The 13646-nt window shown below is 71.4% G+C and carries 12 protein-coding genes; 3 read left to right on the plus strand and 9 right to left on the minus strand.

The genetic code is table 11. The annotated features are described in order from the left end of the window. Window positions 1-7: 7 nt before the first annotated feature. On the minus strand, window positions 8-610 hold the full coding sequence (yczE, locus tag BJ975_RS09645; protein ID WP_179425308.1) for a membrane protein YczE: 603 nt from the start codon (window positions 608-610) through the stop codon (window positions 8-10). 188 nt (window positions 611-798) lie between these two features. On the opposite strand from yczE, the gene yczR reads away from it, so the two are divergent. The 3 genes from yczR to BJ975_RS17115 all read left to right on the plus strand — a co-directional run bounded on the left by yczR (window position 799) and on the right by BJ975_RS17115 (window position 4729). Further along, window positions 799-2244 (plus strand): MocR-like transcription factor YczR, encoded by a 1446-nt coding sequence (yczR, locus tag BJ975_RS09650; RefSeq protein ID WP_179425310.1) that lies wholly within the window; start codon window positions 799-801, stop codon window positions 2242-2244. A gap of 95 nt (window positions 2245-2339) precedes the next feature. Then, the gene (locus BJ975_RS09655; protein WP_179425312.1) at window positions 2340-3827 is read left to right on the plus strand and encodes an APC family permease; all 1488 of its coding nucleotides are present in this window, start codon (window positions 2340-2342) and stop codon (window positions 3825-3827) included. Beyond that, on the plus strand, window positions 3824-4729 hold the full coding sequence (locus BJ975_RS17115) for a universal stress protein (protein ID WP_179425314.1): 906 nt from the start codon (window positions 3824-3826) through the stop codon (window positions 4727-4729). Before BJ975_RS09655 ends, BJ975_RS17115 begins: the two co-directional genes overlap by 4 nt. 70 nt (window positions 4730-4799) lie before the next feature. Here BJ975_RS17115 and ilvC read toward each other — a convergent pair whose 3' ends face one another. The 8 genes from ilvC to BJ975_RS09700 form a co-directional block, all read right to left on the minus strand. After that, the gene (gene ilvC / locus BJ975_RS09665; RefSeq protein WP_179425315.1) at window positions 4800-5825 is read right to left on the minus strand and encodes a ketol-acid reductoisomerase; all 1026 of its coding nucleotides are present in this window, start codon (window positions 5823-5825) and stop codon (window positions 4800-4802) included. A gap of 72 nt (window positions 5826-5897) precedes the next feature. Beyond that, entirely contained in the window at window positions 5898-6428 is a 531-nt protein-coding gene (gene ilvN, locus BJ975_RS09670; protein WP_179425324.1) for an acetolactate synthase small subunit, read from the minus strand. Then, a complete protein-coding gene (locus BJ975_RS09675; RefSeq protein WP_233456579.1) occupies window positions 6428-8203 on the minus strand; it encodes an acetolactate synthase large subunit in 1776 nt (591 codons plus the stop codon). The genes ilvN and BJ975_RS09675 overlap by 1 nt, the downstream gene beginning before the upstream one ends. A gap of 256 nt (window positions 8204-8459) precedes the next feature. Next, entirely contained in the window at window positions 8460-8996 is a 537-nt protein-coding gene (locus tag BJ975_RS09680; RefSeq protein ID WP_179425328.1) for a GNAT family N-acetyltransferase, read from the minus strand. A gap of 5 nt (window positions 8997-9001) precedes the next feature. After that, the gene (locus BJ975_RS09685) at window positions 9002-10429 is read right to left on the minus strand and encodes an SDR family NAD(P)-dependent oxidoreductase (protein WP_317628348.1); all 1428 of its coding nucleotides are present in this window, start codon (window positions 10427-10429) and stop codon (window positions 9002-9004) included. A 148-nt stretch (window positions 10430-10577) separates the two neighbouring features. Next, window positions 10578-12272 carry a dihydroxy-acid dehydratase gene (gene ilvD, locus BJ975_RS09690; RefSeq protein WP_179425330.1) on the minus strand — a complete coding sequence of 565 codons (1695 nt, stop codon included), beginning with the start codon at window positions 12270-12272 and terminating at the stop codon, window positions 10578-10580. Between the two features lie 41 nt (window positions 12273-12313). After that, window positions 12314-12997 carry a hypothetical protein gene (locus BJ975_RS09695; RefSeq protein ID WP_179425332.1) on the minus strand — a complete coding sequence of 228 codons (684 nt, stop codon included), beginning with the start codon at window positions 12995-12997 and terminating at the stop codon, window positions 12314-12316. Beyond that, window positions 12997-13590, minus strand: a complete 594-nt coding sequence (locus BJ975_RS09700; RefSeq protein WP_179425334.1) for a SatD family protein — start codon at window positions 13588-13590, stop codon at window positions 12997-12999. Before BJ975_RS09700 ends, BJ975_RS09695 begins: the two co-directional genes overlap by 1 nt. Between the last annotated feature and the right edge of the window lie 56 nt (window positions 13591-13646).

Genomic DNA, 13646 nt, shown 5'->3' on the forward strand with positions numbered 1-13646 from the left:
GCGGACGTCAGGTCGTGGCCGGCTCGGCGGCCGCGACCCGGCGCACCTCGAACCACGGCAGGAAGAGCTGCACGATCGGGCCGATCGCCACGGCGTAGAGCACCGTGCCGATGCCCACCGTGCCGCCCAGCAGGAAGCCCGTGGCGAGGACGAGCAGCTCCAGCATCGTGCGCACGCGCCGCACGCTCGCGCCGGTGCGTCGGACGATGCCGGTCCACAGGCCGTCGCGCGGGCCCGGGCCCAGGCCCGCTCCGACATACATGGCGCCCGCCATGCCGTTGCCGACGACGCCGGCCACCAGCATCGCCGTGCCCCACACCGGACCCGAGGCCTCGGGCAGGACCGCCAGGGTGGCGTCGGCCGCCAGGCCGATCACCACGACGTTCGCGATCGTGCCGAAGCCCGGACGCTGGCGCAGCGGGATCCAGGCCAGCAGCACGAGTGCCCCGACGAGGATGACGACCTGCCCGAACGTCAGCGGCAGCTGGTGGGTCAGACCCTCGTGGAAGACGTCCCACGGGTCGAGCCCCATGCCGGCCCGCACCAGCAGGGCCATGGTCGCGCCGTAGAGCCACAGCCCGACGAAGAGCTGCACGAGACGGCGCGTCATCGCCGCGCCTCGGGCCGGCGCAGGATCGGCGCGGTGGGCAGGCGACGCAGCCCGTCGCGTCGCACGACGCGCACGGTGGCCGCGATCCCCCACATCGTGAGGGCGATCAGGATCATCCACAGGAGCACCCTCTCACTCTGCGCCGAACTGGACTTGGATTCCATAGCCAATCCTGCCAAAGTGGCCTCATGGCCCGTGCCACCGCCCTCTCCGCCCGCCGTCTCGCGTCGATGCTCGGCGACGCCGACCCCGGAGCCGGCCCCGCCTACCGCCGGCTCGCCACCCAGATCCGCGGCGCGGTGATGGACGGGCGCATCCCGTCGGGGACGACCCTGCCGAGCGAGCGCTCGCTGGCCGAGGCCACCGGGCTGAGCCGCACCACCACCACGCGCGCCTACGAGGTGCTGCGCGAGAGTCGCCTGGTGCGCACACGGCAGGGCTCCGGAACCGTGGTCGAGCTGCCCGTCGGCCGCGCCGGCTCGACGAGCATGCTGGCGCGACCCTCGCGGCACGACGGCATCGCGCTGACCGCCGCGGCATCCGAGGCGCCAGAGGGCTTCGCCGCCCTGATCCAGCGGGCGATGACCAGCCTGCCGGCACTGCTGGCGACCGACGGCTACCTGCCGGACGGCCTGCCGATCCTGCGCGAGCGTCTCGCCGCCCGGTACACGAGCCACGGTCTGCCCACCGACCCGGAGCAGATCGTCGTCACGACCGGCGCCCAGAGCGCACTGTCACTGCTCGTCTCGGTGCTCGTGCGGCCCGGCGAGCGGGTCCTCGTGGAGGGCTGCGGCTACCCCCATGCGTTCGACCTGCTGGGGCGCGCCGGCGCGCGGCTGCTGCCGCTGCCCACCGGCAACGACCCGTGGCCCGTCGACGAGGTGGCCCGGCTCGCGCCCGCCGCCGGCCTCGCCCTGTTCGTGGCCGACTTCCACAACCCCACCGGCACTCTGATGCCCTCGGCGCAGCGCCGCGAGCTGGCGCGCATCCTGCCGGCGGGCGGCGTCACCACGATCATCGACGAGACCCTGCGCGACGTGAGCCTGGGCGACGCTCCCCTGCCCGAGCACTACGCCGCTCACGACTCGTCCGCGATCGTCGTGGGCTCGGCGGCGAAGTCGCTCTGGGGCGGACTGCGCATCGGATGGATCCGCGCTCCCCGCACGCTGGTGCCCCGGCTCGTCCACGCCCGCATGACGCGAGACCTCGGCACGGCCGCGCTCGACCAGCTCGTCATGGCCACGGCGCTCGAGGACGGCGACCTCGACCTGACGGCGCGGCGAGCCGAGCTGCGGCACCGCCGCGACGTCCTCGTCCAGGCCGTCGGCACCCACCTGCCCGACTGGTCGCTGACGCGGCCCGAGGGCGGCCTGACCGCGTGGGCCACGCTGCCCGCTCCCCTGAGCTCGGCGCTCGTCGCGGTGGCCGAGGAGGAGGGCCTGACCCTCACGCCCGGGCCGCGGTTCTACGCGACCAGCACCGCGGTCGGCGAGCGACGACTGCGACTTCCCTTCGCGCTGGCGCCCGACCAGCTGGAGGACGCGGTGGCGCGCCTCGCCCGGGCGTGGGAGCGCGTCACCGAGGGCCACGCGGGCGCCACCCGCGATCCGGACGCGGTCGACCTCATCGCCTGAGCGTCCGCTCCTGTTGCGGGCCGCTACCGATGCCCGCAGGCTTCTGTGCAGGCCATTTCGCCCCACCCGGGGCACGATCCGCAGGGGGCAGGGGCATGGATCTGCTGAGGAAGAAGAGCGTCGACGACGTCATCCACCAGAACGACGAGACGCCGGAGAGCCAGGAGCACGGCAGCCTCAAGAAGAACCTGTCGGCGCTGGACCTGATCGGCTTCGGGATCGGCATCGTCATCGGCACGGGCATCTTCACGCTGACCGGCCTGCAGGCGAAGGAGAACGCCGGACCCGGCGTGACGATCTCCTTCCTCATCGCCGGAGCGGTCGCCCTGCTGGCGGCCCTCTGCTACGCCGAGCTCGCCTCGGCCGTGCCGACGGCCGGCAGCTCGTACACCTACAGCTACACGACGATCGGCGAGATCTTCGCCTGGATCATCGCGTGGGACCTCATCCTCGAGTTCGCGCTCGGCGCGGCGGTGGTGGCGCGCGGCTGGTCGGGCTACGTCGCCGGCGTCTTCGACCTTCCGGCCAAGTGGTTCGCCGAGGAGGGGTCCGTCGTCAACGTCGGCGCGATCTTCATCGTGTTCGTGCTGGGCTGGGTCGCGCTGCGCGGCATCCGCGAGTCGGCGTGGGTCACGAACGGACTCGTCGTCATCAAGGTGCTCGTGTGCGTGTTCGTCATCGCGGTCGGCGCCTTCTACGTCAACACCGGCAACCTCGTGCCGTTCATCCCCGAGTCGCAGCCCCCGTCGGGCGACGGCGGCGCCTCGAGCAGCCTGCACGCCCCGCTGTGGCAGTTCCTCTCCGGCGTCGAGCCGGCCACGTTCGGCCTCACCGGCATCTTCGTCGCCGCCGCCGTCGTGTTCTTCGCCTACTCCGGCTTCGAGGCCGTGGCGAACCTCGGCGAGGAGACCAAGAGGCCCGAGCGCGACATGCCGCTCGGCCTCCTCGGCACCCTCGGCATCTGCACCGCGCTCTACGTGGGCGTGTGCATCGTCCTGACCGGCATGGTCCACTACTCCGATCTGTCCGAGGGCGACGCCGTCGCCGACGTCTTCGACCAGGTGGGTCTGGAGTGGGCGGGCATCCTCATCGGCATCGCCGCCGTCGCCGGTCTGACGTCGGTGATCCTCGTCGACCTCGTCGCGATGCCGCGCATCGGCTTCGCGCTGGCACGTGACGGCCTGCTGCCCGAGGCGTTCCGCCGCATCCACCCCACGTGGGGCACGCCCGTCCTGATGACCAGCCTCACCGTGGTGGCCGTGGCGCTGCTCGCGGGCCTGGTCCCGATCTCGGTGCTCGCCGAGATGGTCAGCATCGGCACGCTGTTCGCCTTCGTCGTCGTGGCGATCGCCGTGATCGTGCTGCGCCGCACGCAGCCCGACATGAAGCGCCCGTTCCGCACGCCGTGGGTGCCGATCCTGCCGATCGCCACCGTCGCCTCGTGCGTGGGCCTCATGGCCAGCCTCAAGGTGGACACGTGGCTGCGGTTCCTGGTCTGGCTCGCGCTCGGCTTCGTCGTGTACTTCGCCTACGGGTACCGCCACTCGCGGCTCAACAAGTCCCCCGAGGGTGATCCCGCGTGAGCGTCGTCGTCGGGTTCGGCAGCGACACCCGCAGCCTCGCGGCGCTCGACCTCGCGGTCGAGTTCGCGCGCACCACGGGCGAGGAGCTGGTCGTCACGAGCGTGGTCCAGGACAGCTGGGACTCGCTGCGCGACTTCGCCGGCGTGGACGACGAGTGGCGCCGCTACGTCAAGGAGCAGACCGAGGAGGCGCTGGCCATCGCCCGGGCGCACCTGGGCGAGGAGGCCGACGTCGTCACCGTCTCGCGCACCGCCTCGTCGGTGCCGCAGGCGCTGCTGGACGAGAGCCGCGCCCGGAACGCCCGGCTCGTGGTGGCGGGCTCGGCGTCGCACGGCGCCCTGGGCCGCATCGCCTTCGGCAGCACGAACGGCCGGCTGGCGCACAGCTCGGCGATCCCGGTGGCGCTGGCACCGCGCGGCTTCCACGCCCACGACGGCGGCATCGAGCGACTCGTCGTGGCGGTGGACCCGACCGCGTCGGACGCGGCGCTGAACGGACCGATCGCCTCGCTCGCGCTCTGGCTCAAGGTGCCGGTCGAGATCGTGACGTTCGCCGTGCGCAGCGGCTCGCGCACCGCCTTCGCGGCCTTCGCCGACCAGGGCGTGCGCGAGGCGTGGGCGGCGCTCGTGCGCCGGCATCAGGACCAGCTGGCCGACGGCATCCGCGCGCTCGCGCCGGGCGTCGACGTCACCACGACCCAGGTCACCAGCGCCGAGCGCTGGTCGCTCGCGCTCGACTCGTTCGAGTGGAGCCCCGGAGACCTGCTCGCCGTCGGCTCCAGCCGTCACGGCCCCGTGTCGCGCGTCTTCATGGGGTCCACCGCGACCAGGATCGTCAACCACAGCCCCGTGCCGGTGATCCTGCTCCCCCGCCCTCCGCGCGCCCGCGCGCCCCGCTCCTGACGCACGAACGCGGCGCCCCGCACCGACACGTGGTCGGACGGGACGCCGCGCTCGGCGACGGAGGACGGACTCAGCGAGCCGCGCTGCCCTCGGTGTAGTCGTCGTCGGCCTGCTTCCACGAGAAGTGCGAGCGCAGGGCCTTGCCGGTGGCCTCGATCGGGTGACCGGCCTCCTTCTCGCGCAGCTCGAGGAACTCCTTGCCTCCGTTGTCCTGGTCGGCGATGAAGCGCTCGGCGAACGCGCCGGACTGGATGTCGCCCAGGACCTGCTGCATGCGCTCCTTGACGCCCGAGTCGATGACGCGGGGGCCGGACACGTAGTCGCCGTACTCGGCGGTGTCGGAGATGCTCCAGCGCTGCTTGGCGATGCCGCCCTCCCACATGAGGTCGACGATCAGCTTGAGCTCGTGCAGCACCTCGAAGTAGGCGATCTCGGGCTGGTAGCCGGCCTCGGTCAGCACCTCGAAGCCCGCCTGGACCAGGTGCGACATGCCGCCGCACAGCACGGCCTGCTCGCCGAAGAGGTCGGTCTCGGTCTCCTCGGTGAAGGTGGTCTTGATGACGCCGGCGCGCGTGCCGCCGATGCCCTTCGCGTACGAGAGCGCGAGGTCCCAGGCCTGGCCCGAGGCGTCCTGCTCGACCGCGATGATGTCGGGGATGCCGCGGCCGGCGACGAACTCGCGACGCACGGTGTGGCCGGGGGCCTTCGGGGCGACCATGATGACGTCGACGCCCTCGGCCGGCTTGATGTAGCCGAAGCGGATGTTGAAGCCGTGGCCGAACACCAGCGTGTCGCCGGTGGTCAGGTTGGGCGCGATCGACTCGGTGTAGACGTGACGCTGCACCTGGTCGGGCGTGAGGATGACAATCACGTCGGACTCCTCGACCGCCTCGGCGACCGGGAGGACGCGCAGGCCCTCGGCCTCGGCCTTGGCCTTGCTCTTGCTGCCGTCGGCCAGGCCGATGCGGACGTCGACGCCCGAGTCGCGCAGGTTGAGCGCGTGGGCGTGGCCCTGGCTGCCGTAGCCGATCACGGCCACGTTCTTGCCCTGGATCAGGGACAGGTCGGCGTCGTCGTCGTAGAACAGTTCAGCCACGATTCTCGGTTCTCCTTGGTTGGGGGTCGAAGGCGCAGGTGCGTGCGCCGGCGCGATGTGGGGTGCGGGTGGTCAGCCGGCGGCGGTGCCGGGCACGGTGCGCAGCGTGCGGTCGGTGATCGACCGCGAGCCGCGGCCGATCGCGACGCGTCCGGACTGCGCGATCTCGCGGATGCCGAAGGGCTCGAGCACGTTGAGCATGGCCGTGAGCTTGCCGGCGTCGCCGGTGGCCTCGATCGTGACCGAGTCCTGCGCGACGTCGACGACCTTGGCCCGGAACAGCTGGACGGTCTCGAGGACCTGGCCGCGGGTCTGCTGGTCGGTCTTGACCTTGATCAGCATCAGTTCGCGCTCGACCGCGTTGCCCGAGTCGAGCTCGACGATCTTGAGCACGTTGACGAGCTTGTTGAGCTGCTTCGTGACCTGTTCGAGCGGGAGCTCCTCGACGTTCACGACGATGGTCATCCGCGAGATCTCGGGGATCTCGGTGGGACCGACCGCGAGCGAGTCGATGTTGAAGCCGCGGCGCATGAACAGGCTCGAGACGCGCGCGAGGACGCCGGGCGTGTTCTCGACCAGGACGCTCAGGGTGTGCTGGGGCATCAGAGGTCTTCCTCTTCCCATTCGGGGGCCAGATCGCGGGCGATCTTGATGTCGTCGTTGCTCGTGCCGGCGGCCACCATCGGCCAGACCATCGCGTCGCGCTCGACGACGAAGTCGATCACGACGGGCACGTCGTTGATGCTCATCGCCTTGGCGATGACCTCGTCGAGCTCGTCCTCGCTCTCGCAGCGCAGGCCCACGCAGCCGTAGGCCTCGGCGAGCTTGACGAAGTCGGGGATCCGGCGGGCGCCGATGGTCTCGGGGCCGGTGTTGAGGTCGGTGTTGGAGTAGCGGCCCTCGTAGAACAGGGTCTGCCACTGGCGCACCATGCCCAGCGAGGAGTTGTTGATGACCGCGACCTTGATCGGGATGCCCTCGAGGGCGCAGGTGGCCAGCTCCTGGTTGGTCATCTGGAAGCAGCCGTCGCCGTCGATCGCCCACACGACGCGATCGGGGTCGCCCACCTTGGCACCCATCGCGGCGGGGACGCCGTAGCCCATCGTGCCGGCACCGCCGGAGTTGAGCCACTGGCGCGGGCGCTCGTACTTCACGAAGTGCGCGGCCCACATCTGGTGCTGACCGACGCCCGAGGAGTAGATCGCCTCGGCACCGGCGGCGGCGTTGATCCGCTCGATCACGGTCTGCGGGGCGAGGCCGTCGTGCGGCTTCTCGTACGCGACCGGGAACTTCGCCTTCACGCCGAGGATGTACTGGCGCCACTGGTCGTAGTCGCCCGTCAGCCCGTCCTCGTCGGACTGCTTGCGCAGCGCGCGGATGAGGTCGGCGATGACCTCGCGGGCGTCGCCCACGATCGGGACGTCGGCCACGCGGTTCTTGCTGATCTCGGCCGGGTCGATGTCGGCGTGGATGACCTTCGCGCCGGGCGCGAACGTGTCGAGGTTGCCGGTGACGCGGTCGTCGAAGCGAGCGCCCAGCGTGATGAGCAGGTCGGCCTTCTGCAGGCCGGCGACGGCCGCGACCGTGCCGTGCATTCCGGGCATGCCCAGGTGCAGGTCGTGCGAGTCGGGGAACGCGCCGCGTGCCATCAGCGTGGTGACGACCGGGATCTGCGTCAGCTCGGCGAGCATCGCCAGCTCGGCCGACGCGTCGGCCTTGATGACGCCGCCGCCGACGTAGAGGATCGGCTTCTTCGCCTCGGCGATGAGGCGCGCCGCCTCGCGGACCTGCTTGTTGTGCGGGCGCGTGGTGGGCCGGTAGCCCGGCAGCGCGAGCTCGTGCGGCCACTCGTAGGTGGTCATCGCCTGGAGGGCGTCCTTGGCGACGTCGACCAGGACCGGGCCGGGACGACCGGTGGAGGCGATGTGGAAGGCCTCCGCGACGACGCGCGGGATCTCGGCGGGGTCGGTCACCAGGAAGCTGTGCTTCGTGATCGGCATCGTGATGCCGCGGATGTCGGCCTCCTGGAAGGCGTCGGAGCCGATGACGCTGCTGGCGACCTGGCCCGTGACGGCGACGATCGGCACCGAGTCGAGGTAGGCGTCGGCGATCGCGGTGACGAGGTTGGTGGCGCCCGGGCCGGAGGTGGCCATGCAGACGCCGACCTTGCCGGTGGCCATCGCGTAGCCCTGCGCGGCGTGGCCGGCGCCCTGCTCGTGACGGACCAGCACGTGGCGGATCGAGGAGTCGAAGAGCGGGTCGTACGCCGGCAGGATCGCCCCGCCGGGGATCCCGAAGATGACCTCCACACCGGCCTGTTCCAGCGATCGGACGAGGCTCTGCGCCCCGGTCATCGGCTCCGGTGCCGTCTCGGTCATGGCCCCACTCTTCTCGTCTGCCGGCAGCCCCGTGGCGGCGGCCGGTGCTCGGTTCCCCATCGTATTCCCTGCTTCCTGTCGTCCATTCATCGCATGAAAAAACCCCCGGCCGTGAGGCGACGAGGGCGAGACGCGCGGCGAGGTGCCGTGCGTCAGTGGACTACGAGAAGCAGCGCGTGCATGACTCCAGTGTGCGCCGGGAGGCGCGAGTGGTCAAGTTGTGAGACGAGTCGTCCAGCATCCGGACAGCCGGGCGTCAGTGGAGGGTGCCGAGCGTGGCCTCGTCGAGCGTCCGGTCGGCGAGGACGAGACGGATGCCGTCCGGCACCTCGCGGTCGGGTCCGCGCCAGACGAGGCCCAGCCCTACGCGCTCGGCTGTGCGCCGCGAGGCCTCGTTGTGCTCGAGGAGGTAGGCGACGACGGGCTCGTCGGGAGCGAGCCGCGCGGCCGCGTCGACGCCCGCCCGGGCGACCTCGGTGGCGTAGCCGTGACCGTGGCGCTCGGCTGCGATCCGGTAGTAGAGGTTCCACGTGCCGCCGGCGCGGCGCCGCACTCCCCCGATGCCGACCAGCTCACCGCCGCGGCGCGCGATCCAGTAGCCGAGGCCGTCGCGCTCCCAGTCCGCCGTGTAGTCGGCGATCTGGTCGCGGGTCTGCTGGACGTCGGAGTGCACCCCCGAGGGCAGGTGCCGCCAGACCCGCGGGTCCGCGTTCAGCGCGTGCAGCTCGTCGAGGTCGCCCTCGGACACCGCCGCGAGCTCCAGCCGCTCCGTGCTCAGCCTGGTGAGGTCCATCCCGCTCACCAGGGGAAGGGCTCGAAGTCCTTGAGGAACACGCCGTGCAGGTCGACGCCGGCCTCGCCCTGGACGATCGGGTCGTAGACGCGCGCGGCTCCGTCGACGAGGTCGAGCGGCGCCTTGAAGCCCTCCTGCGCGAGGCGCTGCTTCGTCACGTGCGGACGCTCGTCGGTGATCCAGCCGGTGTCGACGGCGGTCATGAGGATGCCGTCGGACTCGAACATCTCGCGGGCGCTCGTGCGCGTGAGCATGTTGAGCGCTGCCTTGGCCATGTTGGTGTGCGGGTGGCCGGGACCCTTGTAGCCGCGGGCGAACTGCCCCTCCATCGCCGAGACGTTGACGACGTACTTGCGGCGCGCGGCCGAGGCCGCCATGGCGGGACGCAGACGGCTGACAAGGATGAACGGCGCGACGCTGTTGCACAGCTGGACCTCGAGCAGCTCGAGCGCGTCGACCTGACCGACGTGCTGCACCCAGCTGTTGGTGTCGACGAGGTCGGGCAGGAGGCCGCCGGCGTCGATGCGCTCGAGGTCGGCCGAGCCCGCCTCGAGCGCGAGGGCGGTGAGCTCGTCGGCCGTGACGGCGTCGCCCGCGAGCGCGGGGTGCGAGCTGACCGAGCCGACGAGCGAGGCCGGGTGGGCGTCGCTGGTGTGACCGAAGGTGACGAGCTCGGGGACGAACCCCTCGGGCAACGGCTGCAGCTCGGCGTCGGCGATGGCCTGGTAGGCGCCGGGCTGGCGCTTCACGGTCTGCGCGGCGTTGTTGATGAGGATGTCGAGCGGGCCGGCCGCGGCGACCTCGTCGGCCAGGCCGATCACCTGGGCGGGATCGCGCAGGTCGATGCCGACGATCTTGAGTCGGTCGAGCCACTCGTTGCTGTCGGGCTGGGCGCGGAAACGGCGCACGGCGTCGCGCGGGAAGCGGGTGGTGATCGTGAGGTGCGCGCCGTCGCGCAGCAGCCGCAGCGCGATGTACATGCCAATCTTGGCGCGGCCGCCGGTGAGCAGCGCGCGGCGGCCGGTGAGGTCGGTGCGGGCGTCGCGCTTGGCGTGGCTCAGCGCGGCGCAGTCGGGGCACAGCTGGTGGTAGAACGCGTCCACCACCGTGTACTTCTCCTTGCAGATGTAGCAGCCGCGCGGCACCTGCAGCACGCCCGCGGAGGCACCACGCGCGTTCGAGACCAGCGCGATGCCGGCGGTCTCGTCGTCGATGCGGCGGGGCGATCCGGTGGCGGTGAGCGAGACGACCTCGCGGTCGGCGGCGTTCACGGCGTCGCGCTTGGCCTTGCGGCGCTGCTTCTTGACGTCCTTGTAGAACTTGCCGCAGGCGCGTCGCAGCGCGACGTAGGCCTCGTCCTCGTCACCGAGGTGCTGCGCCTCGCCCAGCACCTTGAGGGCGATCGCGAGCTCGTCGTCGGTGAAGTTCGGCACCAACTGATTCTACGGTGCCGTTCCGCGAGCCTGGCCGCTGAGTGGGCGGTGAGATGTCAACCGATCCCCCGGCCGAGCGGTGAGGCGTCAACCTTCTGAGGTCTGGATTCGGTTGACGACTCACCGCTCACCCAGCGGCGGGAGCCGATCAGCCCGTGACGGCGCCGTGCGCGGCGGAGCTGACGAGCTTGCGGTACTTGGCCAGCACGCCGGAGGTGTACTTCGGCGGGTTGGGCTCCCAGCCCTCCTGGCGACGGGCCAGCTCGTCCTCGTCGATCTCGACGTCGAGGAGCTTGTTCGCGACGTCGAGGACGATCGGGTCGCCGTCGCGCACGAACGCGATCGGACCACCGTCGACGGCCTCGGGGGCGACATGGCCGACGCACAGGCCGGTGGTGCCGCCGGAGAAGCGGCCGTCGGTGAGCAGCAGGACGTCCTTGCCCAGGCCTGCGCCCTTGATGGCGCCGGTGATGGCGAGCATCTCGCGCATGCCGGGACCGCCCTTGGGGCCCTCGTAGCGGATGACGACGACGTCGCCGGCGACGACGGTGCCGTCCTCCAGCGCGTCCATCGCCGCGCGCTCGCCGTCGAACACCCGGGCGGTGCCGCGGAAGACCGACTCGTCGAAGCCGGCGCTCTTGACGACCGCGCCCTCGGGGGCGAGCGAGCCGTGCAGGATCGTCAGGCCGCCGGTCTTGTGGATCGGCTGGTCGAGCGGGCGGATGACGTCGCCGTCGAGTCCGAGGTCGATGTGCGCGAGGTTCTCGGCCATCGTCTTGCCGGTGACGGTCATGACGTCGCCGTGCATGAGGCCCGCGTCGAGCAGCGCCTTCATGATCACGGGGATGCCGCCGACCTTGTCGACGTCGTTCATGACGTAGCGGCCGAACGGCTTGAGGTCGCCCAGGTGGGGCACCTTGTCGCCGACGCGGCTGAAGTCGTCGAGCGTGAGCGGCACGCCGGCCTCGCGCGCGATCGCGAGCAGGTGCAGCACGGCATTGGTGGAGCCGCCGAGCGCCATGACCACGGTGATGGCGTTCTCGAAGGCCTCGAGCGTCATGATGTCGCGGGCGGTGATGCCCTTGCGGAGCAGCTCGACGACGGCCTCGCCCGACTTCTTGGCGTAGTCGTCGCGGCGGCGGTCGGGGGCCGGCGGGGCGGCCGAGCCGGGCAGGCTCATGCCGAGCGCCTCGGCCGCGGAGGCCATCGTGTTGGCGGTGTACATGCCGCCGCAGGCGCCCTCGCCGGGGCAGATCGCGCGCTCGATGCGGTCGACCTCGTCGCGGGTGATGAGGCCCTTCATGCAGGCGCCGACGGCCTCGAAGGCGTCGATGATCGTGACGTCCTTGCCGTCGACGTTGCCCGGCAGGGTGGAGCCGGCGTAGAGGAAGACGCTCGACAGGTCGAGGCGCGCGGCGGCCATGAGCATGCCGGGCAGGCTCTTGTCGCAGCCGGCGAGCAGCACCGAGCCGTCGAGGCGCTCGGCCGACATGACGACCTCGACCGAGTCCGCGATGACCTCACGGCTGACGAGCGAGAAGTGCATGCCCTCGTGGCCCATGCTGATGCCGTCGGAGACGCTGATGGTGCCGAACTCGAGCGGGTAGCCGCCACCGGCGTGGACGCCCTCCTTGACGGCCTTGGCGAGGCGGTCGAGCGAGAGGTTGCACGGGGTGATCTCGTTCCAGCTGGACGCGACGCCGATCTGGGGCTTCACCCAGTCGTCGTCGCCCATGCCCACCGCACGGAGCATGCCGCGGGCGGCGGTCTTCTCCAGACCGTCGGTGACGTCGCGGCTGCGCGGCTTGATGTCGATCTCGGGCGTGTCGGGGGTCTCGGCCATACCGGCATCGTACGACCGGCTTTCGCGAGGACGACGCCCGGTCAGAACAGCGGCACGAGCACGAGGGCGAGGAACCAGCTGACGAAGCTGCCGACCAGGACGTACTCGGCGCGCGAGCCGTCGCCCTCGTCCTTGGAGATCTCGGGGAATCGCAGGATGCCCTTGGCGGCCAGGATCGCGGCCACTCCTCCGTAGTTGCCGCCGACGGCGAAGCCGAACACGAGCACGCGCTCGAGGGGGCCGATGACGCGGCCGCCCTTGAGGCGTCGCTCCTCGGCGAGCAGGCCGCGGCCGACGTGGTCGAGCACCTCGCGCACGACCGCGTTGGCGGGTCCGATGAGGGCAACGGCGGTGATGACGGCGAGGACGAGCTCGTCGAGGCTGACGCCGGCGAGCGCCGGGACGTCGAGGTCCTCGTACCAGCTGAGCATCGGTGGGCGGTCGCGCTCGATCACGGGCGAGGCGATGAGGGCCAGCAGCGCGCCGATGCCCGAGACGACCATGCCCGGGACCCGCCACGACGGAACCGTGCGGGCACTGGCCCACCAGAGGCCGACGACGGCCGGCAGCCAGCCGGCGCCCGGGCCGTAGCCGAGGCCGTACGCGGCGAGGATGACGATCGCGACCATCGCGATGACCTCGAGGACGACGATCCAGAGACGGTCGACGTGGCGGAGGTACTCGGCGAGGCAGATCGCCAGCAGGACGAGGGCGAGCAGGGCCATCAGCGCACCAGCTCCAGTCCGTCGAGCACGGCGTGGGCGCCGCTGCGGCGCAGGGACTGCGAGACCGCCGACGGCGAGATGCCCTCGGCCTCGGCGAGCTCGCGCTGCGTGCGACCCTGCAGGAGGCCGAGCGCGAGGCGTCGCTGGCGGCCGTCGAAGCCGCTGACGACGTGGTCGCGGACCATCAGGTAGGCGTTCACCGTTCCCCCTTCGTGCACCCAGCTGCGCAGGCCGGACTGGCGCCCTTCGCGCCGTTCCACCTGACCGATCGCGTCGCGCGCGTTCCACCAGGCGGGTCCGTCCTGGGTGAGACCGTACTCGGAGCGACCGACGACTTCGATCGTGCCGATGCCGATGCCGACGCGGGCGTCCATCTCCGGCGGGAGCGCGAGCCTCACGGCGAGCGCGGTGACCAGCGCGTCGCGCAGGCTCGCGTGCGTCGACTGGAACTCGTCGCCGATCGTGGGCGCCGGGGCCTGCAGCGATGGCACCAGCTGGGCCGCCGTCTCGAGCGCGGTGATCAGCGCCTCCTGCGCTCCCGATCGGGACGAGGCGGTGCGCGAGGCGACGAGGTCACCGATCAGCGCGACCACCTCTGAAGTCGACGGCTTCATTTCCATGAAATGAAGCATATGACTTTATTTCGAGA

The organism is Aeromicrobium tamlense (genome assembly GCF_013408555.1).
GTDB lineage: Bacteria > Actinomycetota > Actinomycetes > Propionibacteriales > Nocardioidaceae > Aeromicrobium > Aeromicrobium tamlense.